Raw genomic sequence first — 19243 nt, 5'->3', positions numbered from 1 at the left:
CCCGCCCGCCACCCTTCAGGCCGGGACCGGAGCGGGGTCGGGGCGACCGGCCCGGTCCAGCAGCCGCTTCACCGAACGGACCGCGGCCCGGCCCGCGCGGTTGGCGCCGATCGTGCTGGCCGACGGGCCGTACCCGACGAGATGGATGCGTTCGTCCCGTACCACCTGAGTGCCGTCGAGCTTGATGCCGCCGCCGGGCTCCCGCAGCTTCAGTGGCGTCAGATGGTCCACGGCCGCCCGGAATCCGGTGGCCCACACGATCACGTCTGCCTCGACGGTCCGCCCGTCGTCCCAGGCCACGCCGGTCGGAGTGATCCGGTCGAACATCTCGATCCGGTCGAGGACTCCCCGCTCGCGTGCGTCCCGGACGGCCTCGCTGAGCGGCAGCCCGGTCACGCTCACCACGCTCCGGGGTGGCAGCCCCCGGCGTACGCGGTCCTCGACGAGGGCCACGGCGGCGCGTCCCTCGTCCTCGCCGAACGGCCCTTCCCGGAACACCGGCGGCCGGCGCGTCACCCAGAACGTCTCGGCCGCCACGTCCGCGATCTCCATCAGATGCTGGGTGCCCGAGGCGCCACCGCCGACGACGACCACCCGCTGCCCGGCGAACTCGGCGGGCCCCGGATAGTCGGCCGTGTGCAGCTGACGCCCTCGGAAGGTCTCCTGGCCCGGGTAGCGCGGCCAGAAGGGCCGGTCCCAGGTGCCCGTGGCGCTGATCAGGGTGCGTGTGGCGTACGTACCCTCGGAGGTCTCCACGAGCAGCCGTCCGCCGTCCCCCTCACGGACGGCGCTCACCTCCACCGGCCGGTGGACCCGCAGGTCGAAGCGGTGTTCGTACGCGTCGAAATAGGCGCCGATCACCTCGGACGAGGGCCGGCCGGGATCGGCGCCGGTCAGTTCCATGCCGGGCAGGGCGTGCATGCCGTGGACCTTCCCGTACGTCAGCGAGGGCCAGCGGAACTGCCAGGCGCCGCCCGCACGGGGAGCGTGATCGAGGACGACGAAGTCGCGGTCCGGCTCCAGACCGGTCCGCCGCAGGTGATAGGCGCTGGACAGGCCGGCCTGCCCGGCACCCACCACGACGACATCCAGCTCTCGCGTCCCGAAGTTGTTCACACTTCCACCAACTGCGTCCGGGTCCTGGATCTTCCCGCGCCCGGGAGGATCCAGGACCCGCCGGCAGAGCGCCTGCTCAGCGGCCCCCGGCGAGGAGGAGCGGAGCGCCGCCCGGTGCGGAGGCCGGGCGGCCATGGGCCGCGGGCACCGAGAGCAGCGGCGAAGCCGGGACCGTGGAGAGCAGCCCGCGCGCCGCGAGCTGCGGAGTGACGCCCTCACCGAACCAGTACGCCTCCTCCAGATGCGGATAGCCGGACAGCACGAAGTGCTCCACACCCAGGGCGTGGTACTCCTCGATGCGGTCGGCCACCTCCGCGTGGCTGCCCACCAGGGCCGTTCCCGCACCGCCCCGCACCAGTCCCACACCTGCCCAGAGATTCGGTGAGATCTCCAGCTTGTCGCGGGAACCGCCGTGCAGCGCCAGCATCCGCTGCTGACCCACCGACTCGCTCCGCCCCAGCGCCTGCTGTGCGGCGGCGATCGTCTCGGGGTCGAGATCGCCGAGCAGCCGGTCGGCCGTCGCCCATGCCTCGCGGGAGGAGTCGCGCGAGATGGTGTGCAGCCGTATTCCGAAGCGCACGGTACGGCCCTGCTCCTCCGCCAGCCGCCTGATCCAGTCGATCTTCTCCTTGACCGCGGCCGGAGGCTCGCCCCAGGTCAGATAGACATCGGCGTGCGCGGCCGCCACCGGCCCGGCCGCGGCCGAGGAGCCGCCGAAGAAGATCTCCGGCAGGGGATCGGGCGGCAGCGCCGTGAGCGCGCCGTCGACCTGATAGTGCTCACCCGCGAAGTCGTACGGCCGCCCGCTCCACGCGCCCTTCACCACGGACAGGAACTCGGCGGTCCGGGCATAACGCCGGTCGTGGTCCAGGTGGTCACCAAAACGCCGCTGCTCCGTGGAATCGCCACCCGTCACCACGTTGAGCAGCAGCCGCCCCCGTGTGATCCGCTGGTAGGTGGCGGCCATCTGGGCGGCGAGCACCGGGGAGATGACCCCGGGACGGAACGCCACGAGGAACTTCAGCCGCTCGGTGTGCTGGGCCAGCGCGACCGTCGTCAGCCAGGCGTCCTCGCACCAGGTGCCGGTCGGAGTCAGTACCGCTTCAAAGCCCAACTGCTCCGCTGCTTTGGCTATTTGGGTCAGATACTCGATATCGGGAGCGCGTACCCCGCTCACCGGGGTGATCCGGTCGCGCTTGATCCCGCCGTCGGTGTACGCGTGCCGGTCGACCAGTGTCCGGCCGTCCCCGCCGGTCGGCAGGAACCAGTGCAGGGAGACGGTCATGAGGATGCCTTTCCGTAGGAACGGGGAGCGGTGGAGGACGGGGGAAGATCACGGTTGTAGCGGGTGTCGACGTACTCCTCGAAGTCGAAGCGGCGAGGGATCAGCTTCAGCTCGGCGAAAGTGTCGGCGATCGCCTGCTCGGAGGCGATCGCGGCCGGATCGATCGCGACCGGGACGCGGGTGCCGTAACTGCGCTTCACCGCGTCGAGCGCCACCTCGTACGGCAGTCCGGTCTCCTTCGCCCAGACCTTCGCCCAGGCCTCCGGATGCTTGAAGACCCAGCTCTGCGCCCGCTTCAGCCGGGTCAGCAGATCACCGATGGCCTTCGACTTCCCCTTGTCCTTCAGGGCGGAGGGCGAGGCCACCTGGAAGCCGAGCCCGTTGACCACACCCTCGCCGGTGGTCAGAATCCGGGCCTTCGTGCTCCGCAGGATCTGCGAGGTGTACGGGTCCCAGATCGCCCAGGCATCGACCTTGCCCCGGCTGAAGGCGGCCAGCGCGTCGGCGGGCTGCAGATAGTTCAGCTCGACGTCGGAGACGGACAGACCGGACTTCTTCAGGGAGGCGACCAACTGGTAGTGGGCGGAGCTGCCCTGCGCCACCGCGATCGACTTGCCCTTGAGCTGTGCGGGGCTCTTCAGCGGTGAGCCCTCGGGGACGACGATCACCTCGCCGGCCGATGAGCCATGGGTGGCGCCCACGACGACGATCTTCGAGTCGGCGCCCGCGGCGAAGACCGGCGGGGTGTTGCCGACCCCTCCGATATCGACGGCCTTGGCGTTGACCGCTTCCAGCAGGGGTGGCCCGGAGGTGAACGTCGACCATGTGATGCGGTAGTCGAGGTCGTCGAGCTCCCCGGACGCCCGCAGGATGGCCTCGTAACCGCCTTTCTGGTCACCGACGTTCAGCGTGACAGCGCCTGATCCATCGGTGGTGTTCGCGGACTCGGCGGAGGATGTCCCGCCGCAGGCGGCGAGCAGCAGGGTGAACGGCAGCAGCAGAGCGGGCAGGGTGCGGTGTCTCATGATCTCTGTTTCCTGATTCGGGGAGAGTGGTACGGAGAGAAGGGCCGGGCCGGGTTCAGGCGGCTTCGGCCCGGTCATCGACGCCCAGTTCGGACAGCAGCCGCGAACGCAGTGCGGCGAACCCGGGACTTCCCACACCGCGCGGCCGGTCCAGCGTCACGGGTGTGTCGTAGGCGATCCGGCCGTCCCGCATCACCAGGGCCCGGTCGGCCAGCAGCAGGGCCTCGTCCACGTCATGGGTGACCAACAGCACGGCGCATCCACGCCGTTGCCAGAGCTCGGCGACCAACTGCTGCGCCTTGATCCTGGTCAGGGCGTCGAGCGCGCCGAACGGTTCGTCGAGCAGCAGCAGATCGGGTTCGCGTACGAGGGCCCGGGCCAGCGACACGCGCTGCGCCTCGCCGCCGGACAGCGTCTTGGGCCAGGCCCCCGAACGCTCCGAGAGCCCGACCTCCTCCAAGGCCCGTTCGGCGAGCGCCCGTTCGGGGTGGCCCGGCAGACCGAGCAGCACATTGCGCCAGACCCGCTTCCACGGCATCAACCGCGGCGCCTGGAAGGCGACCGCCCGCCGCCGGGGCACGAGCACCGTGCCCTCGATCTCACGGTCCAGGCCCGCCAGAACCCGCAGCAGGGTGGACTTCCCGCAGCCGCTGCGCCCGAGCAGAGCGGTGAACTCGCCTGCCCGCAACGTCAGATCGAGCCCGTCGATCACGGGCGTGCCGTCGAAGGAGCGGGTCAGCCCCTCGATCCGTACAGCGGCCTCCGGCTGTGCGCCGGGGGCAGGGGCCGGGGCGGTCACTGGCCCGTGAAGGTCGGTCGCCATTGCAGCAGCAGCCTTTCGAGAACGCGGACGATGACATCGGCGGTGAGGCCGAGGAAGGCGTAGACGACCAGGCAGACGACGATGACGTCGGTACGGAAGAACTCACGGGCCTGGTTCATCAGGAAGCCGATTCCGGAGTCGGCGTTGATCGACTCGCCGAAGACGAGCGCCAGCCAGGCGGTCGCGAGGGAGTAGCGCAGTCCGGTCATGGCACCGGGCAGCGCGCCCGGCAGCACCACGTGCCGGACCAGGCCCCACCGGCCGAGGCCCAACGACTGTCCCGCCTCGATGAGCTGGGAGTCCACACCACGGATTCCGGCGTACACGTTCAGATACAGATGGAAGGCGACGCCGAGTGCGATCAGTGCCACCTTCGGGGCCTCCCCGATCCCGAGCCAGATGATGAACAGCGGGATCAGGCCGACCCAGGGCACGGTCCGCAGCATCTGCACGCTCGCGTCCACCAGGTCCTCGCCGAGCCGGGAGAGCCCGGAGATCAGGGCGAGCGCCGTGCCGATGACCCCGCCCAGCAGCAGCCCCACGGCCACCCGCCGGAGCGACACGCCCATGGCGGACGGCAGGGTCCCGTCCGCGACCAGATCCGCTCCGGCACGGGCGATGGTGCCGGGGGAGGCGAGCACGTCCGAATGCAGGACGCCGGTGGCACTGCACACCTGCCACAGCGAGAGAAGCAGCAGGGGACCGATCGTGCGCCGCACCCACCGGGGCACGGAACCGAGCCGGAAACCCGAAGCCGGGACGGGGACGACCGGTTCCAGGTCGACCGGCGCGGACGACGAGTCGACGGACGGCGGGGACGACGGGGAGAGCGGGGAGGACTTTCCGGATACCGGCGATATATCCGGCGGGGCATGGTCAACGGTCATGAGGACTCCATGAGCAGGTGAACGCGCGGGACGCGGGGAACGCGGACGACGCACGCCTCACACCCCGTACGCCCCGCCGTACCGTGCCGCGGCGCGGGCCCGCCAGGACAGGCGGACGCGTGGCGCTACGGCAGGCGCAAGAAGGGGGAGAGGCCGGTGAGGTGGTACGCGGACGCGTACGGCAGGAGCGGGCGCGTCGCGCGCCCGGTCACCCTGGGAAGTAGTGCTGAGAGAACGTCAGCAGCCGCGGCAACACGCGGCGGAGGCCACCCGCAGCAGGTCGATGTGACCGCGCGAAGTGAGCAGAGCTGAACGGAACATGGCCCAGAACGTAGCGACGCGGAACAGAGCCGGTCAATGGTGTCTCGTTCCGTGGACGCGCGATCCCATCCCACAGGCGCGAGAATGGGCACCATGTCGGAAACCTTCATCACCCGCGTCCTGAACATCACCACGGGAGCGACAGAGACCGTCACCGACCTGACGGCGGACTGTGAACAGTTCCTCGCCTCCGCCGCCCCGGGACGGGACGGCCTCCTCAACATCTTCGTGCCGCACGCGACGGCCGGCATCGCCATCCTGGAGACCGGGGCCGGCAGCGACGACGACCTGCTCGCCGCGCTCCACACGCTGCTCCCGGCCGACGACCGCTGGCAACACCGCCACGGCAGCCCGGGCCACGGCCGCGACCACGTACTCCCCGCCCTGGTGCCCCCGCACGCGACGCTGCCGGTGCTCGGGGGCCGGCTGGAACTCGGGACCTGGCAGTCGGTGTGCCTGGTCGACACAAATGTTGATAATGCCAACCGGAGGGTTCGGTTGAGCTTCTTCGGATAGCGCGTCGCCTCGGTGGGACTGCGGAGGGACCACCTGTTCCCGATGACGCACCACGTGGGGTGCGCGGCGGTCGCGGAGCGGTCCGCGAGGCTCGACGACAACAGCCGCAGGAGCAGTGTGCGGTGCACCTTGGAGTACGGGCATTGCCGTAGCGTTGATCGCCTGCCGCATGGAATGTCCATGTGTCCGGTCGGCCCGTGCGAGGGATTCCGGTGGCGAACGAGGGACCGTGATGAGTGAACTGACGAAGCCCAGCATCGAAGTTCCGGAGGGTGTCGCGACCACCGAGTTGACGATCCGGGACATCGTGGTGGGAGATGGACCCGAGGCACGGCCGGGCACGGTCGTCCAGGTTCACTATGTAGGGGTCACGTTCGCGTCCGGGAGGGAGTTCGACTCCTCCTGGGAGCGGGGCCGGCCGTTCAAGTTCGCCGTGGGCGGTGGCAAGGTCATCAAGGGCTGGGACCGGGGGGTAAGGGGAATGAAGGTCGGCGGCCGGCGCGAGATCATCGTTCCCCCGCGTCTCGGTTACGGCAGGCAGTCACCCTCTCCGTTGATCCCGGCGGGCTCGACGCTGATCTTCGTCGTGGACCTGCTCACTGTGGTGGGCGGCCCCGCCGGAGCGAGGCCCGGCTCGGCCGGCTCGGCCTGAACCTGGCGCTCCTGAGAGAGGGACCGGGCGGCCCTGTGACGCTGGGGGGGCGTGGGCCTTGGGGGCACGTAAAGCTGACCAGTCGGCCCACACCGACCTCTCCTGGCACGAGCCGACCCACCTGAGTGCGCGCTGGTGGTCCCTGGTCAGCGGCGACCAGCGGACAGGGTGACGAGGAACTGGCCGCCGCCCGGCTCGACGTCCGCGGTCACCGGCAGCCCCGGTACCAGCCGGGAGAACCGGTCCACCAGCCAATCCGCCGCCTCTTGGGCGTCCCGCTTGGTCGGACAACGGCCCACCATCTCGCGGCCCCCCTTGCGCTCCAGCCTTCCGGCGACGGTGATCAGCGGCGCGGGTTCGACCACGTACAGGTGGTCCGGCCAGGCGATGACCACCTTGACCGCGCCCTTGCGGGTGTTGCATCCGCGGTGCGCGAGCCGCTCGGCGACCTTGGCCTTCCGGTCGGCAGTCCTGCTGTCGACGCTGGGCCCCCGCGGGTCGTTCACCGACTCGTCGGGGTCGACCGCTTCGTCACACACCCAGCACCGCCAGCCGTCGCGCTCGGCCACATCATCAAGGAGACTCATCCGAGAAAACTAGCCTGTCCGGCCGCCAACCCGCGCACCAGGGACCCGGCAAGATCTCAACACGGGCCAACAATGCTGCAACGCACCCGGGCTGGGTGGCGGGATGTGAGGGCATGGGCTGAGGAGGCCGGGGAGCGACGACGGCACACTGGCGTGGCAACGGCTCATCCATTGCTGTCGGCGGACGCGTGCAGCCTGAGGCTGACGTCCGGGGCCGCCGCGCCCACACAAACGTCTCGACCGGTTGCTGTGCCCCACCGGTGTGGTGGGGCACAGCAACCGGTCGAGGTGGAACCGGCGCGGGTTCAGTTCACGCGCCGGCCACCACAGCGCCGAGGATCATGCCGCCGACCAGGCCTAAGGCGCTGACCACGATGGCGGGCACAGCGAGCCGCTCGTGCCGGACGGTCTTGGCGACGATGGCCAGCACCAGGCCGACCACGCCGAAGACGATCGGCAGGAAGATGAGTGCGACCACACCCAGCACCATCGCGATGATGCTCAGTACGTTGCCGGTCGCCGTGCGCTGCGGTGCGCCGTGGGGCTGCTGTCCGGTCGGTTGATTGCCGTACCGCGTCGTCATCTGCCACTCCTTCGTGATCAACGTGACGACTGGTCCGCTATTGGCCAGCCAACTCCTCGGGTACCCCGAAGTCCCTTGCTGACACCGCTACTTGAGCCTGTCGTGCGGACGTGCAGATCGTCAGCCCCGGAGACGGCGAGGCGTGACGGTGCTCCGACTTCGCCCAGATCCTTCAGGGCGCTCGCTGTCGAAGGCCACCGGGCCGGGTTCGGGTGCGCGTTGTCAGACCCGCCCCTCATGATGGATGACGCAAGGGAACCTGAGGGGGAAGACGAGTTGGAGAAGCTGACCGCCGCACAGCTCAAGGACGTGTTCGGTTTGTCGGAGGAGACGTGGTCGCGTCTCGCGGAGGGCATGATCGAGCCTCTCGACGGCTCCTTCGACGACGGTCCGACCGTCTGGTCCGGTCACGCGTTCGCGCGGTGGCTCGCCGCCGAACATCCCGAACTGGCGGGCGTGGGGCCCCTCCTGCTGCGTCCGGCCTCCCCGGCCGAGCCCCGCTACCTCGGGGGCGAGTACCACCGCGCGGACGACGGGACGGAGGCCGACGCCGAGTACTTCGCCGGGCGGTGGGACGCCTGCGGAGGCGTGGTCGCCGTCGTCTTCCCGTGCGACGGCATGCCGGACGGGAGAAGCCTCCTCGACCTGCACACGGACATCGTCGGCCTCGTCGTCGTCGGACACGCCTACGGGTATGACGGGCCCGAACTGGAAGCGGTGGACCGGGAGCGGCCCGAAGTCGTCTACCACCCGTCATGGGCGGAGCTGGCCGCGCATCTGGGAGGCCCCGCCCCGTGGTGGCCGAGTGCGTTGCGCCGCGAGGCACACCTCACCGCGTGGCGGCCCGGAGACGCTCCCGTCCCCGTCGAAGTGGTCACCTTGCCCTCCTGGGAGCCTCTCCACGCGCTGGCACGGCAGGAACCCGAGGGCTCTCCGGTCCGACGCGCCTGCTTCACGATCGCCCACCGCATCCGGACCGGTGCCGCGGACAACGCGTTGTGGGAGATGGAGAACCTCCGCTCCTGGCCGGCGGGGCCGGGGGACTCGATGGCGTTCCCGGCCGTTCCGGACACGGCCGGACCCGGCGGCGGGGAGCTCGCGACGGACGACGTCGTCGGCGCCGGACTCGCCGAACTCTGCGGGCGCACCGACGACCTGGCCGTGGAGTGCCTGGAACAGGTCAGCGGGTGGAGCGGCGCCGAGGACCTCCCGTACGGCGGCACGTTCGACGTGACGCGCACGGACGTCACCCGGGCCGCGGCCGAGTGGATCAACCGGCTGCGTGCCGTCCCGCCGACCGCTTTGCACCGTGTGTGGGAGGAGGCGTACGACACCGTGGGCACCTTCGTCGATCCGGTGACCGGCAGCCCGGTCGTCGCGGTGAAGGGGAAGTTCATCTCCCGAGCCGACCACGAGATCACCTACATGGGCCGGGCACCCAAGCGCCTGCCCGCGGGGTCCGTCCTCAAGGAGGTCGTCCTGGACGACCCGGTCTGGGTGCGCACCGACGACGGCGTGCTCTACCCGGCTCCTGCCATGGACGCGCCGGGCCTGTCCTGGGGCTACGGCGGGTCGGGGCCCCGCACGCTCGCCCAGTGCGTCGGACGGCTGCTCGACGACGGGGGCGCCCACGCGGTCACCTTCGGCGACGACCGGAAGGATGAGCCGGGGCTCGGGGCGTACTTCCGGATCAAGCACAAGCGGGGCACGCGCCTGTCGCGCCGGGACCTCGTCCGCGCGCGCACCGGCGCGTGACCGCACGACCGCACCGCTCCTGACCGCACCACCTCGTGAAGTGATCGGATGGCACCACCTCATGAAGTGATCGCACGGCCTCGTGACTCCGCGTCCCGGTCCGTGCCGCACCCCGCCGCCCCTCCCGAAAGGCCCCTCGTCCATGTCCCGACGCCGCCCGCGCCCCGCCTGGCAGGTCGCCGACTTCTTCGCCCTGGAGCGAGAGGCGGAGGAGTACCTCGCGGCGGTCGACGCCTGCCTGGCCGTGCCGGCCGTGGCACGGCGCCTCGGCATGCGCCCCCAGGCGACCGCCGAGAACGCCCGTGCGGCCCTGCTCACAGAAGCCAACGTCGAACGGGCCGTCGCGCCCTGCCGGAACACCCAGGAGCGCTTCCGCTCGTTGCTGGAGCAGAGCGAGCGGCCGCGTCGGCAGCTCCAATACCTCCGCAACCGCACGCATCCCGCGACCGCGGTCCTCTGCGGGATCACGGTGCTGGCCCTGCTGGTCGCGGTCTTCGCCTCCTGGCCGACGGCGCTCGCCGTCGCCCTGGCCCCGCCACTGACCGCCGCCGCGATCTGGCGGCACCCGGTGTGGCGCATGCACGTCCTGCTCAATCTGCGGGAGTGGGCCCTGCGACCGCGCGTCCTCCTGCTGGACAGGAGGACCGTGTGGGCGGCGGCCGCCTGGAGCCGCGACCTCCAGGAGAACGGCGTCCGTCCCCTGGTCGACCGGGTGGTCGAGGCGCTGCTCGGCGAGGATCACGACTCGCTGCTCCTCGCGGACAGCTACGACGGCCTGCGCTCGCCTCGCAATCCGCGGTACGTGGTCGACAGCCTGGCCGCCCGGAGTCTTGCCCGCAAGGTCGCCCAGCTCGAAAGCGGCGGGACGATCGCGGTCAGCGGTGCCCGGGGCGCGGGTAAGTCGACCCTGCTGGAGACGTGCGCGGAGGAGGCCGGTTTCGCGGTCGTCGTGCAGGCCCCGGCCACGTATTCGCCGTATGACTTCCTGTTGTCGCTCTACGTCCGGACCTGCGAGAGCTACCTCGTCCACATGGGCCACGTGCCTCCCGCTTTCCTCCGGCTCTCGCCCTTCCGCAGAGCGGCGCGCCGACTGCTGCCCGCTCTGTGGAAGGGGCTGACGCTGCTGGCCTTCGGGCTGGCGGCGGGCTCGCTCGTCGTCCTCGGTCTGGCCGCGACCGCGCGCTCCCTCACGGCCCGGCATGGGCCGTCCCTGGGGGCGCGGGCGGCGGACCTACGGCACCGGGTGACGGACGTGGTGCTGGACATCTGGCAGGGCGAGCGGATCGGCGCGGCCGTCCTCGTCGTGGTCGCCGGGGTCCTGGTGTGGAGCCTGCGGCGGTGGAAGCGGTGGCCTGCCGTCCGCCGCGGTGCCCGGTACGCCTTCGTCGCCACGGGCGCGGGGCTGATCGCCGTTGCCTTCGTCTCGCTGTTCGTCGACGACGACATGCGCGCCCTCGTGGGAAAGGTCGACGGCAGGGGCAACGGGGCGGGCCTCCTCCTGCTGCTCGTCTCGTTCGTCGGCCTCGCCAACCTGGCTCCCGAACGAGCATTGGAAGTCGGGGGGCGCGTCCTCCTCACCCTCCGTCTGCGGGGCCGGATCGGGCTCGCCGTCTTCCTCACCTCGTTCGCGCTCCTCTTCACCAAGCCCGTACCGCAGGCGCTGGCGGCCGACCCGGAGAACCCGCTTCGGCTCGCCCTCGCGCTCACGGGCCTGCTGCTGATCAAGGTGGCCACATGGAGCCCGGCGAGCCCGGTTCCGCCCCTCGTCACCGCCTGCCGCGACGAGCTGTACCGGCTGCAGACCGTGCAGACGGCCTCCTCCACCGTCACCGCCGGACCGCCGCAGCTGCTCACCGGGCAGACGACCTCGTTGTCGACCGTGCCGCCGAACTTCCCTGAACTGGTCTCCGACTTCCGCACGCTGCTGACGGGGATCGCCGCTGAGCAGCACCGGCTGGAGCAGCGGGTCGTGATCGCGATCGACGAGGTGGACCGGTTGGGCTCCGACACCGCGGCGCTTTCCTTCCTCAGCGAGATCAAGGCCATTCTCGGCGTACCCCACGTCCATTACCTGATCTCGGTCGCGGAGGACGTCGGCGCCTCCTTCGTCCGCCGGGGGCTGCCCCACCGCGGGGTCACCGACAGCTCGTTGGACGACATCGTGCACGTTCCGCCCTGCACGCTGCGGGAGTCCGAGGAGATCTTGGAGCGCCGGGCCTCCGGCCTCTCCGAGCCCTACAAGGCGCTCACGCACGCCCTCTCGGGCGGCGTACCCAGGGACCTCATCCGCTATGGCCTGCGGCTGGACGAGATCGAGGCCAGGACCCGGTTCGTCGAACTCACCGACATCGCGGGGCAACTGATCCTCGAGGAGCTCGCCGACACGCTCGCCGGATTCCGCACGCTCCTGGGCAAGCAGCGGTGGACGCCGCGGACCAGCACGATCCTCGTCGCCTTCCGGAACCTGATGGACCATCTGCGCCCGGCCTGCCCCTGCGGCTCGGTCGAGCTCCGGTGGGCTCTGGAGTACGTGGCCTTCCACGACCTCGGCGGCCATCTGGGCGAGGAGGCCGCCGCGGAGGTCCCGGACGAGGCGCGGGAGCTCCTCGACGAGGCCTCGGCCTACGCCCTGTTCTCCATGACCCTGCTCGACATCTTCGGCAGGAGCGACCTCGCCCGCCGCCGGGACGAGGCGGCGGCGCGCGGCCCCGCCGGAGCCCTGGACCTGTTGGGCCGCGCCCGGCAGGAGCTGGAAGTGTCGCCGTACAGCGCGCGGCATTTGATCGGCTCGATCCGCACCGCGTGGCGGCTGCCGGAAGGGCCGACCGGCGGCCTGCCGGCCACCGTCCCACCGCCCCGCGGCGCGGACTGCCCGCGTCATCCGCGGGTGTCGGCCTGATGCGGTCGGGGGCCGCTCGGCGGCGCGGCGGTTGCTTCCGTCTGCTGTCCGGGCCGCGGTCGGTGACTTCAGCGTGGTTCGGATTCACGCCCGTCATCGCGCCGACCGGGACCGGAACCGTGCCAGTCCAGGATGAGGACGGTGGCGTCGTCCTTGAGGTTGCCCCGGCAGGCATCCAGTACCGCTGTGGTCAGGGTGCGGACGGCCTCCCTGGGATGCGAGCTGCGGGTGTCGCGCACCAGCGACGCCAGATCGACGGCCGCGGCACCGCGTTCCTGCATCCCGTCGGTGAGCAGGACCAGACGGTCGCCGGGGCTCAGCTGAAGCTCCTGGAGGTGGTAGGAGGTGGGCGCGGCCACGCCGAACGGCAGGTTGACCGCGAGCCCCACCTCCTCGACCTCGGCAGCGCCGTCCCGCAGACGCAGGGGCCAGGGGTGTCCCGCGTTGACCAGTTCGCAGGTCCCCGTCTCAAGACGGACGCACAGCAGTTGTCCGGTGGCCAATCCACGACTGTGGGTCAGCAGTGCCTCGTGGGCACGATGGGCCTGATGAAGCGCGTCGCAACCAGTGCGGCGCGCGCCTCGCAGCGCAGCCGTGACCAAGGTGGCCAGCAGCGCGGAGTCGGTGTCGTGGCCCATGGCATCGGTGATGGACAGGTGCAGCGTGTCCCGGTCGAGCGTGTAGTCGTAGGTGTCGCCACCGATGTCGTCGGCAGGGACAAGGCCTGCGGCGAGGGTGAACTGGGGGGCCTCGCAGCAGGACGCCGAAGGGAGCAACTGGTGCTGGATCTCGGCGGCCAGGCTGGTGCGGGTGGTGCGTCTGCCCGCGTGGTAGAGGTCGGTGAAGCGGCGGTCCGTGACGATGATGTAAGCCAGCGCGTGGGCCGCGTCGCTGATTTGTCGGAGCACGGCGTCGTCGGCGTACTGCAACGTCACCTCCAGCACCCCGATGCAGTCGCCGCGATTGGTCACCGGCGAGATCACGCGACGTCCGCCCTGACCATCCGATTCCACATGCTGGCGCTGGTTGCGGAGAACCGTGTCGTAGACGGTGCCTTGCAAGTCGATCCGCTCCGCGGCGTCCGCCCTTCCCCCCTCTGCGGGCGCGGTCAGCCGCAGCAGCCGCTGCCCCATGAGGTCGACGAACAGGAACGACACACGCTCCGCCCCGAAGCGCTTGCGCAGGTCGTGCGCGAGTACGTCGACGGACTCCCCTGGCGGCGCGGACTCCGCGGCGGCCAGAAGCTCGCCCAGTTCCAGATCTCTGCCATCCATGGCAACCTCCCATCGTCTGTGGCCCCTTATTCCCCGGGTTTCGCCGACCTCACCTGGTACGTCCATCACGCCCGCCCACAGCGCCCCTCCTCAGGCCTGTCCCGCCGGGCCCGGCCGTGCGCAATGAACTGCGGCACTGGGCGCGTTGTGGCCCGGGATCGTCACGCTTCTGGCGGTGCCGGAAACCCTTTTGAATGCGTTCGAAGGGCGCTCTATAGTCATGCGACCCGAGACTGACGGTGAACATGACAGCTGTTGGTCTCTGTGTGGCATCCTGCGCGCGCCGAAGGCGGCGAACCGCCCCCGCGCAGGACCGAATCAGGGGGACTCCGCCGCATGAACACGCATTCCGCACGGCGCACCAGAACGGCCGCCGCGGTCACCGGACTGGTAGCTGCGCTGCTCGCCGCCACGCCCGGCACCGCCACGGCGGCCGGGGAGAATCTGCCTCCGCTTCGGCCGAGCGCCGACACCCTCACCGTCGACTGGTCCAAGTCCTGCTCCGACGAGCCTGTTTACGTCCCCCGCGCGCCCGAACTCCGGGCCACCGTCGAGGACACGACGGAGGACAACGAGGAGTGGGAGAGCAACGGGGCCGCTGCCGAGTTCGAGGCCTGGTGGACCGACGCCGACGGAGTCCAGGAGCGCCGCACCTACACGTCCAGGACGGTGCAGTCCCCCGTCGTCCAGTTGTGGCGGACTCCCTCCGACCTCCCGGCCGACACCGTCGTCTCCTGGCGCGTCCGGGCCGTCGACGCCGAGGGCGCGAGCTCCGCCTGGAGCGACGAAGCACCCGGCATCACCTGCCGGTTCGTCATCGACACGGTCAGCCCCGAGCCGGCCACGGTTGTCTCGGAGCAGTACCCGGATGACGACAGCGGCTGGCACGACGGCGTCGGCGTCTACGGCAGCTTCACGTTCGACTCTCCCTCCGAGGACGTCGTCGAGTACGTCTACTCCTTCCTCGGCTCCGCACCTGAGCGGGTCCGGCCCGAGGAGCCGGGCGGGCCCGCCACCATCCGGTGGATGCCGGAGCACAGCGGGCCCTACTACGTCCAGGTCCGCGCCGTCGACCGGGCCGGGCGGCCCAGCTCCGAGACGACGCACTGGATGCGCGTCGCCGCCGGACGCAGCCCCGTCGCCCACTGGACGCTCGCCGATCCGGCCGGAGCCGACCATGCCGCAGCCGAGGCCGGCCTCGTGGCCCGCGCCGAGGACGGCGTCCTCTTCGGAGCACCCGCTCCCTCCCGCACCGGCCTTAACTCGACCGTGACCCTCGACGGCCGGGGCAACAGCTACCTCACCCCGGACGCCCCCGCGACGGACACCGCCAGGACCTTCGCCCTCTCCGCCTGGGTCCGCCCTGCCGCCACCGGCAACCCGATGACGGTGGCCAGCCAGGACGCCGCCGACGGCACCTCCGCCTTCACCCTTGGCCTGCGCCCGAGCGCGGAAGGCCCGGCCACCTGGGCCTTCCGTTACGGAGCCGCCACCCTCACCGGCGGCCGTGCCTCCGTCGGCGGCTGGGCCCACCTGACCGGCCTGTACGACACCGAGGCAAACACCCTGCGCCTGTACGTCAACGGCAAGCAGGTCGCCTCCGAGAACGGCGTCGCCTCGGTGGCAGCCCCGGGCGCCTTCCAGATCGGCCGGGCCCGCGGTGACTCCGGCGCGCGCTGGCAGGGTGAGATCGGCGACGTCCGTGTCTGGGACCGGGTCGTGTCCCGTGAGGAGATCGAGGGGCTCGGGTTCCGCCCCGCCGAACGGGTCGCGGCCTGGGACATCGAGCGCACCGATGACGGTGTGATCCCCGACAGGGAGGGTGACAAGCCGCTCACCCTGCACGGTGGCGCCGCCTTCTACACCCCCGACTACGAGGCATGCCTCGAAGACCCGGAGTGCTCCGAGTTCCCGGCGGGCGCGCTCGACGGCAACGACCACCTGGCCCTGGACGGCACGGACGACTACGCCGCCACCAGCGGCCCCGTCGTCGACACCGCCGACAGCTTCAGCGTCGGCCTGCGGGTCCGCTTCGCCGACACCACCCCCGGCCGGCCGATGACCGTGCTGTCCCAGGGTGATGCCGACAGCGACGCCTTCAAGGTCCGTTACGACCCGGCCGTCTCCGAGTGGCAGCTGGTCGTCACCGGGGGCAGCGGCCCGGGCGCCGCGGAGACCGTTGTCGCCGGACCCGGCGCTCCCACGTCCTACTCCGACGAAGTAGTCGTCGTGTACGACGACTCCGAGGGCCACATCACCCTGTACGTTGAGGGCCAGGCCGTCGCCACCGCGGAGTTCAACGCCTTGTGGAGCGCCCCCGGCCCGCTCCAGATCGGCCGCGCCCACACCCTCGGCGGCAACTGGGGCGAGTACTTCCACGGCGGCGCGGACACCGTCCGCGTCTTCGACGGAGCCCTCACCGCGTCCCAGGTGAACTCGTTCCCCTACCTCGACTGATGTCCACAGGGGCACGGCCGGGCTCCGGCTCCGAAGCCGTTTCCACGACCGGAGTGCGACCTACTCGATCGGCGGATGCCCGCGAAGGCTCTCGGCGACGGTGAGAAGGAGCGGGAGACTCGCGATGTTCTTGACGTCGCCCCCGCCCCAGGGGACCGTTTCGCCGGTCTTCATGATGTGGACCCGGCCGTTGCGGACGTCGATCCTCTGGAGGTCGGTCCAGCGCAGGTGTTCCTTCCCGTCGGCGGCCACGCCGGTCCGGGACACCTTGAAGTCACCGAACCTGACCGTCTCGCCCTCCAGGACCGCGCGCAGGACCGCCGGGCCCTGCGCCTGGACGACGGCTTCCTGGATCCACGGCCCCCACGTAGCGGGGTGCTCGTAGAACTCCGTGAGCGTCGCGGTGCTTCCTCCGAGCGGAGAGGAGATGAGTGTGTAGACGTAGGTGACGGGGCCGGGAATCCCGTTGATGATGTTCTGGGTGATGTCCTGGAAGACCTTCACGGAATCCCAGCGCAGGGCGACCATGCCGTCCGCCGACTGCGGGTGCACGATCATGCCCTCGTCGAACAGGTAGAGGCGCTTGGAGGCCGTTTTCCTGCTGTAGTTCGGATACCGGCGCAGCCACAGGAAGAACAGCACCGGTGGTATGACGAGCACCAGGAGATACGTGAGCGTGAAGAGGTGGAAGGCGACCGTCATGAAGCCGAGGCGTTTCGGGCGGAAGACGCCCCTGAGCTCGCCGAGCTGATGACGGGCGGCCAGTTCGGCGGCCTCGGGCGACAGGGGTGACGGTGTCTCTGCGGGTCTCTGCGTGGTCATGAGCCTCTTCTTCGCTCTGGGGGAGGGGGATCGGGTCACGGCCGTGTCCGCGCGATCAGCTGAGCCAGCAGGCGGGTGCGCGGAATCAGCTGGGAGAGTTCGACATGCTCGGTGTCCGTGTGGGCACCGCTGCCGACGGCGCCCAAGCCGTCCAGGGTGGGGCAGCCGGTGCCCGCGGTGAAGTTGCCGTCGGAGGCGCCGCCGACGGCCATGCCGTGCAGGGGCGCATGGCCCAGCTCCGAAGCGATGTCCGTGGCCAGGGCGAACAGCCCGGCGGAGGACTCCGGTTCCATGGGTGGCCGCCGCATGCCTCCCCGTACGCTCAGACGCGCTCCGCTCGTCCGGGGGGTCAGTGCGCGGAGGAGGCCGTCGATCCGGTCCTGCGCCGCCAGGCTCGGTACGCGCACGTCCACCGAGACCTTGGCCAGCGCGGGCACCGTGTTGAGGGTGCTGCCTGCCGACAGCAGGGTGGGTGTGACGGTCGGTGCTCCCGGAACGGCTCCGGTGAAGCCGAGCGAGGTGGCGAGTTCGGCGATGGCCAGCACCTGATGGGCGGCCTCGACCGCGGCGTTGACGCCTTTCTCCGGCTCCAGGCCGGCATGGGCGGCCCTGCCGTGGACCACGACCTCGTACCGCGAGGTGCCCTTGCGTGCCGTCTTGAGCGCGCCCTGCCCGTTCGCCGATGGTTCGAGTACGAAGGCGGCCACGCAACCACGCGCGGACTCCTCGATCAACGTCCGCGAGGTGGGGGAGCCGACCTCCTCGTCCCCGTTGACCAGCACGCACACTCCGTCCAGGGACGGCTGGGAGGCCAGGGCGTGGAACATCTGGACCAGCCCCGCCTTCATGTCCAGCACCCCCGGTCCCCGGGCGACGCCGTCGGCCACGGACCAGGGACGGGTCTCCAGCGAACCCACCGGCCACACCGTGTCGTGGTGCCCCAGCAGGAGCACCCGTGGGATGCCGAAGGACCACCGCAGATGGCTGACACCGCCGATCACGATCACCTCCGGCCTCGCGCCGAGCAGTCGCGTGCCCAGGGCGCCGACCGCCTCGGCGCTGCGGGCCAGCGCCGCGTGGTCGGCCGAGAAGGACTCACGGACCACGAGCTGCTCCAGATCGGCCACCATCGCCGCGAGCGTGAGCGTGTGTCCCGCCGTCACCGGCCCTGCTCCGCACCGCTGTTCGGTAACTCCAGCATGCTTTCCCCGCTGTCCCTCGATGTGGAAACGCGATGACGGAACGACGCTATGGCGTGGCCAGACATTCCACTAGCGACTAGATTGCATCGCAGCCATGACCGGAGGGAATGTGTTCGAGACCGAAACGCTGCGCCTGCTGGTGGCCGTGGCCGACACCGGGTCGTTCACCAAGGCTGCCGGGCAGCTCAGTTACACGCAGTCCGCGGTGTCGCGGCGGATCGCGTCGTTGGAGCAGCAGGCGGGCGGACCGTTGTTCGAGCGGCTCCCCCGGGGCGTGCGGCTGAACCCCGCCGGACGCGCGCTGCACCGCCACGCCGTGGACGTACTGGAGTGTCTGGCCAGGGCCGAACACGAACTCGCCGCGCTGCACGCGGGCCGTGGCGGGATGCTGCGCGTCGGGGCCTTCGCCACCGCCAACATCTCCCTGGTTCCCGCGGCTCTGCGGGCGTTCAAGCAGGACAGGCCGGATGTGGAGGTCACCGCGGTCGAGGGCCGGAGCAGCACGTTGATGCGACGCCTCACGGAAGGGGCGCTCGACGTCGCCGTGGTGAGCGACTACCCGTCCGGTCTCCCGCCCGCCGAAGGCGTCACGACGACGGCTCTTCTCGGGGACGAGTTGCTCGTGGCGCTCCACCGCGAGCACTCTTTGGCAGGCGCCGGGACTGTCGACCTGCGTGACCTGCGCGACGAGGTCTGGCTCCAGGACGCGCCCGCGGACAGTCCCACCATGCTCGCCGACGCATGGGCACGGGCGGGCTTCAAACCCAGGAAGGTCATCAGGATCGCGGAGTGGGCGGGGAAATTCGGCTATGCCGCCGCCGGGCTGGGGGTCGCCCTGGTCCCCTCACTGGCCACCCAGGCGGTCCCGGCCGAACTCGTCCTGTGCCGCCTCGGCGACCTCCCTCCGCACCGGACCGTCCACATAGCCCTGCCCGACGCCCCACTGCCGGCGGCGCTGAAGCTGCGGGACCTCCTCCGCGACGCCGCCGGACGGACCGCCAGGTCCGCCTGAGGTTCCTGGGCCGCGCTCGCGCCCGTC

Annotated in this window: 17 protein-coding genes; 6 read left to right on the top strand and 11 right to left on the bottom strand. The window is 70.8% G+C overall.

Going from position 1 to position 19243, the window contains the following annotated elements:
* Positions 1-15 precede the first annotated feature (15 nt).
* The 6 genes from AC07FA_RS29850 to AC07FA_RS29825 all read right to left on the bottom strand — a co-directional run bounded on the left by AC07FA_RS29850 (position 16) and on the right by AC07FA_RS29825 (position 5457).
* Positions 16-1116 carry an NAD(P)-binding domain-containing protein gene (locus tag AC07FA_RS29850; protein WP_479079419.1) on the bottom strand — a complete coding sequence of 367 codons (1101 nt, stop codon included), beginning with the start codon at positions 1114-1116 and terminating at the stop codon, positions 16-18.
* A gap of 76 nt (positions 1117-1192) precedes the next feature.
* Complete coding sequence (locus tag AC07FA_RS29845) at positions 1193-2401, bottom strand: LLM class flavin-dependent oxidoreductase (RefSeq protein WP_479079418.1); 1209 nt, start codon at positions 2399-2401, stop codon at positions 1193-1195.
* Complete coding sequence (locus AC07FA_RS29840; RefSeq protein ID WP_479079417.1) at positions 2398-3426, bottom strand: ABC transporter substrate-binding protein; 1029 nt, start codon at positions 3424-3426, stop codon at positions 2398-2400. Before AC07FA_RS29840 ends, AC07FA_RS29845 begins: the two co-directional genes overlap by 4 nt.
* Positions 3427-3481: 55 nt before the next feature.
* Complete coding sequence (locus tag AC07FA_RS29835) at positions 3482-4249, bottom strand: ABC transporter ATP-binding protein (RefSeq protein WP_479079416.1); 768 nt, start codon at positions 4247-4249, stop codon at positions 3482-3484.
* Positions 4222-5136 (bottom strand): ABC transporter permease, encoded by a 915-nt coding sequence (locus AC07FA_RS29830; RefSeq protein ID WP_479079415.1) that lies wholly within the window; start codon positions 5134-5136, stop codon positions 4222-4224. The genes AC07FA_RS29835 and AC07FA_RS29830 overlap by 28 nt, the downstream gene beginning before the upstream one ends.
* 237 nt (positions 5137-5373) lie before the next feature.
* Complete coding sequence (locus AC07FA_RS29825; protein WP_311307964.1) at positions 5374-5457, bottom strand: putative leader peptide; 84 nt, start codon at positions 5455-5457, stop codon at positions 5374-5376.
* Between the two features lie 93 nt (positions 5458-5550).
* On the opposite strand from AC07FA_RS29825, the gene AC07FA_RS29820 reads away from it, so the two are divergent.
* Entirely contained in the window at positions 5551-5973 is a 423-nt protein-coding gene (locus AC07FA_RS29820) for a YjbQ family protein (RefSeq protein WP_479079414.1), read from the top strand.
* 232 nt (positions 5974-6205) lie between these two features.
* Positions 6206-6625, top strand: coding sequence for an FKBP-type peptidyl-prolyl cis-trans isomerase (locus AC07FA_RS29815; RefSeq protein ID WP_479079413.1), 420 nt, complete (start codon positions 6206-6208; stop codon positions 6623-6625).
* A 146-nt stretch (positions 6626-6771) separates the two neighbouring features.
* Here AC07FA_RS29815 and AC07FA_RS29810 read toward each other — a convergent pair whose 3' ends face one another.
* Together AC07FA_RS29810 and AC07FA_RS29805 are read right to left on the bottom strand one after the other, a co-directional pair.
* Positions 6772-7212 carry a hypothetical protein gene (locus tag AC07FA_RS29810; protein ID WP_479079412.1) on the bottom strand — a complete coding sequence of 147 codons (441 nt, stop codon included), beginning with the start codon at positions 7210-7212 and terminating at the stop codon, positions 6772-6774.
* A gap of 310 nt (positions 7213-7522) precedes the next feature.
* The gene (locus tag AC07FA_RS29805) at positions 7523-7795 is read right to left on the bottom strand and encodes a hypothetical protein (RefSeq protein ID WP_479079411.1); all 273 of its coding nucleotides are present in this window, start codon (positions 7793-7795) and stop codon (positions 7523-7525) included.
* A 276-nt stretch (positions 7796-8071) separates the two neighbouring features.
* Between AC07FA_RS29805 and AC07FA_RS29800 the strand changes: the two genes are divergently transcribed.
* Entirely contained in the window at positions 8072-9550 is a 1479-nt protein-coding gene (locus AC07FA_RS29800) for a hypothetical protein (RefSeq protein WP_479079410.1), read from the top strand.
* A 142-nt stretch (positions 9551-9692) separates the two neighbouring features.
* Entirely contained in the window at positions 9693-12449 is a 2757-nt protein-coding gene (locus AC07FA_RS29795; protein WP_479079409.1) for a P-loop NTPase fold protein, read from the top strand.
* A 68-nt stretch (positions 12450-12517) separates the two neighbouring features.
* Here AC07FA_RS29795 and AC07FA_RS29790 read toward each other — a convergent pair whose 3' ends face one another.
* Positions 12518-13723: a PP2C family protein-serine/threonine phosphatase gene (locus AC07FA_RS29790; RefSeq protein ID WP_479079408.1), complete on the bottom strand. Its 1206-nt coding sequence runs from the start codon at positions 13721-13723 to the stop codon at positions 12518-12520.
* Positions 13724-14059: 336 nt separating this feature from the next.
* Between AC07FA_RS29790 and AC07FA_RS29785 the strand changes: the two genes are divergently transcribed.
* On the top strand, positions 14060-16180 hold the full coding sequence (locus AC07FA_RS29785; RefSeq protein WP_479079407.1) for a LamG domain-containing protein: 2121 nt from the start codon (positions 14060-14062) through the stop codon (positions 16178-16180).
* Between the two features lie 60 nt (positions 16181-16240).
* Here the strand turns inward: AC07FA_RS29785 and AC07FA_RS29780 are convergent, their stop codons facing one another.
* Entirely contained in the window at positions 16241-17002 is a 762-nt protein-coding gene (locus tag AC07FA_RS29780; protein ID WP_479079406.1) for a DUF6585 family protein, read from the bottom strand.
* Between the two features lie 35 nt (positions 17003-17037).
* On the bottom strand, positions 17038-18132 hold the full coding sequence (locus tag AC07FA_RS29775) for a M20 family metallopeptidase (RefSeq protein WP_479079570.1): 1095 nt from the start codon (positions 18130-18132) through the stop codon (positions 17038-17040).
* A gap of 166 nt (positions 18133-18298) precedes the next feature.
* On the opposite strand from AC07FA_RS29775, the gene AC07FA_RS29770 reads away from it, so the two are divergent.
* Entirely contained in the window at positions 18299-19216 is a 918-nt protein-coding gene (locus AC07FA_RS29770; protein WP_479079405.1) for a LysR family transcriptional regulator, read from the top strand.
* Positions 19217-19243: the final 27 nt, after the last annotated feature.

Source organism: Streptomyces sp. NPDC045968 (assembly GCF_056430475.1).
This window is presented reverse-complemented; position numbering and strand designations above follow the sequence as displayed.

Bases quoted from the DNA above. Each gene is read 5' to 3' on its own strand.
- AC07FA_RS29845 (WP_479079418.1), bottom strand. From the start codon at position 2,401: ATGACCGTCTCCCTGCACTGGTTCCTGCCGACCGGCGGGGACGGCCGG.
- AC07FA_RS29840 (WP_479079417.1), bottom strand. From the start codon at position 3,426: ATGAGACACCGCACCCTGCCCGCTCTGCTGCTGCCGTTCACCCTGCTG.
- AC07FA_RS29835 (WP_479079416.1), bottom strand. From the start codon at position 4,249: ATGGCGACCGACCTTCACGGGCCAGTGACCGCCCCGGCCCCTGCCCCC.
- AC07FA_RS29830 (WP_479079415.1), bottom strand. From the start codon at position 5,136: ATGACCGTTGACCATGCCCCGCCGGATATATCGCCGGTATCCGGAAAG.
- AC07FA_RS29825 (WP_311307964.1), bottom strand. From the start codon at position 5,457: ATGTTCCGTTCAGCTCTGCTCACTTCGCGCGGTCACATCGACCTGCTG.
- AC07FA_RS29820 (WP_479079414.1), top strand. From the start codon at position 5,551: ATGTCGGAAACCTTCATCACCCGCGTCCTGAACATCACCACGGGAGCG.
- AC07FA_RS29815 (WP_479079413.1), top strand. From the start codon at position 6,206: ATGAGTGAACTGACGAAGCCCAGCATCGAAGTTCCGGAGGGTGTCGCG.
- AC07FA_RS29810 (WP_479079412.1), bottom strand. From the start codon at position 7,212: ATGAGTCTCCTTGATGATGTGGCCGAGCGCGACGGCTGGCGGTGCTGG.
- AC07FA_RS29805 (WP_479079411.1), bottom strand. From the start codon at position 7,795: ATGACGACGCGGTACGGCAATCAACCGACCGGACAGCAGCCCCACGGC.
- AC07FA_RS29795 (WP_479079409.1), top strand. From the start codon at position 9,693: ATGTCCCGACGCCGCCCGCGCCCCGCCTGGCAGGTCGCCGACTTCTTC.
- AC07FA_RS29790 (WP_479079408.1), bottom strand. From the start codon at position 13,723: ATGGATGGCAGAGATCTGGAACTGGGCGAGCTTCTGGCCGCCGCGGAG.
- AC07FA_RS29785 (WP_479079407.1), top strand. From the start codon at position 14,060: ATGAACACGCATTCCGCACGGCGCACCAGAACGGCCGCCGCGGTCACC.
- AC07FA_RS29780 (WP_479079406.1), bottom strand. From the start codon at position 17,002: ATGACCACGCAGAGACCCGCAGAGACACCGTCACCCCTGTCGCCCGAG.
- AC07FA_RS29775 (WP_479079570.1), bottom strand. From the start codon at position 18,132: ATGGTGGCCGATCTGGAGCAGCTCGTGGTCCGTGAGTCCTTCTCGGCC.
- AC07FA_RS29770 (WP_479079405.1), top strand. From the start codon at position 18,299: ATGACCGGAGGGAATGTGTTCGAGACCGAAACGCTGCGCCTGCTGGTG.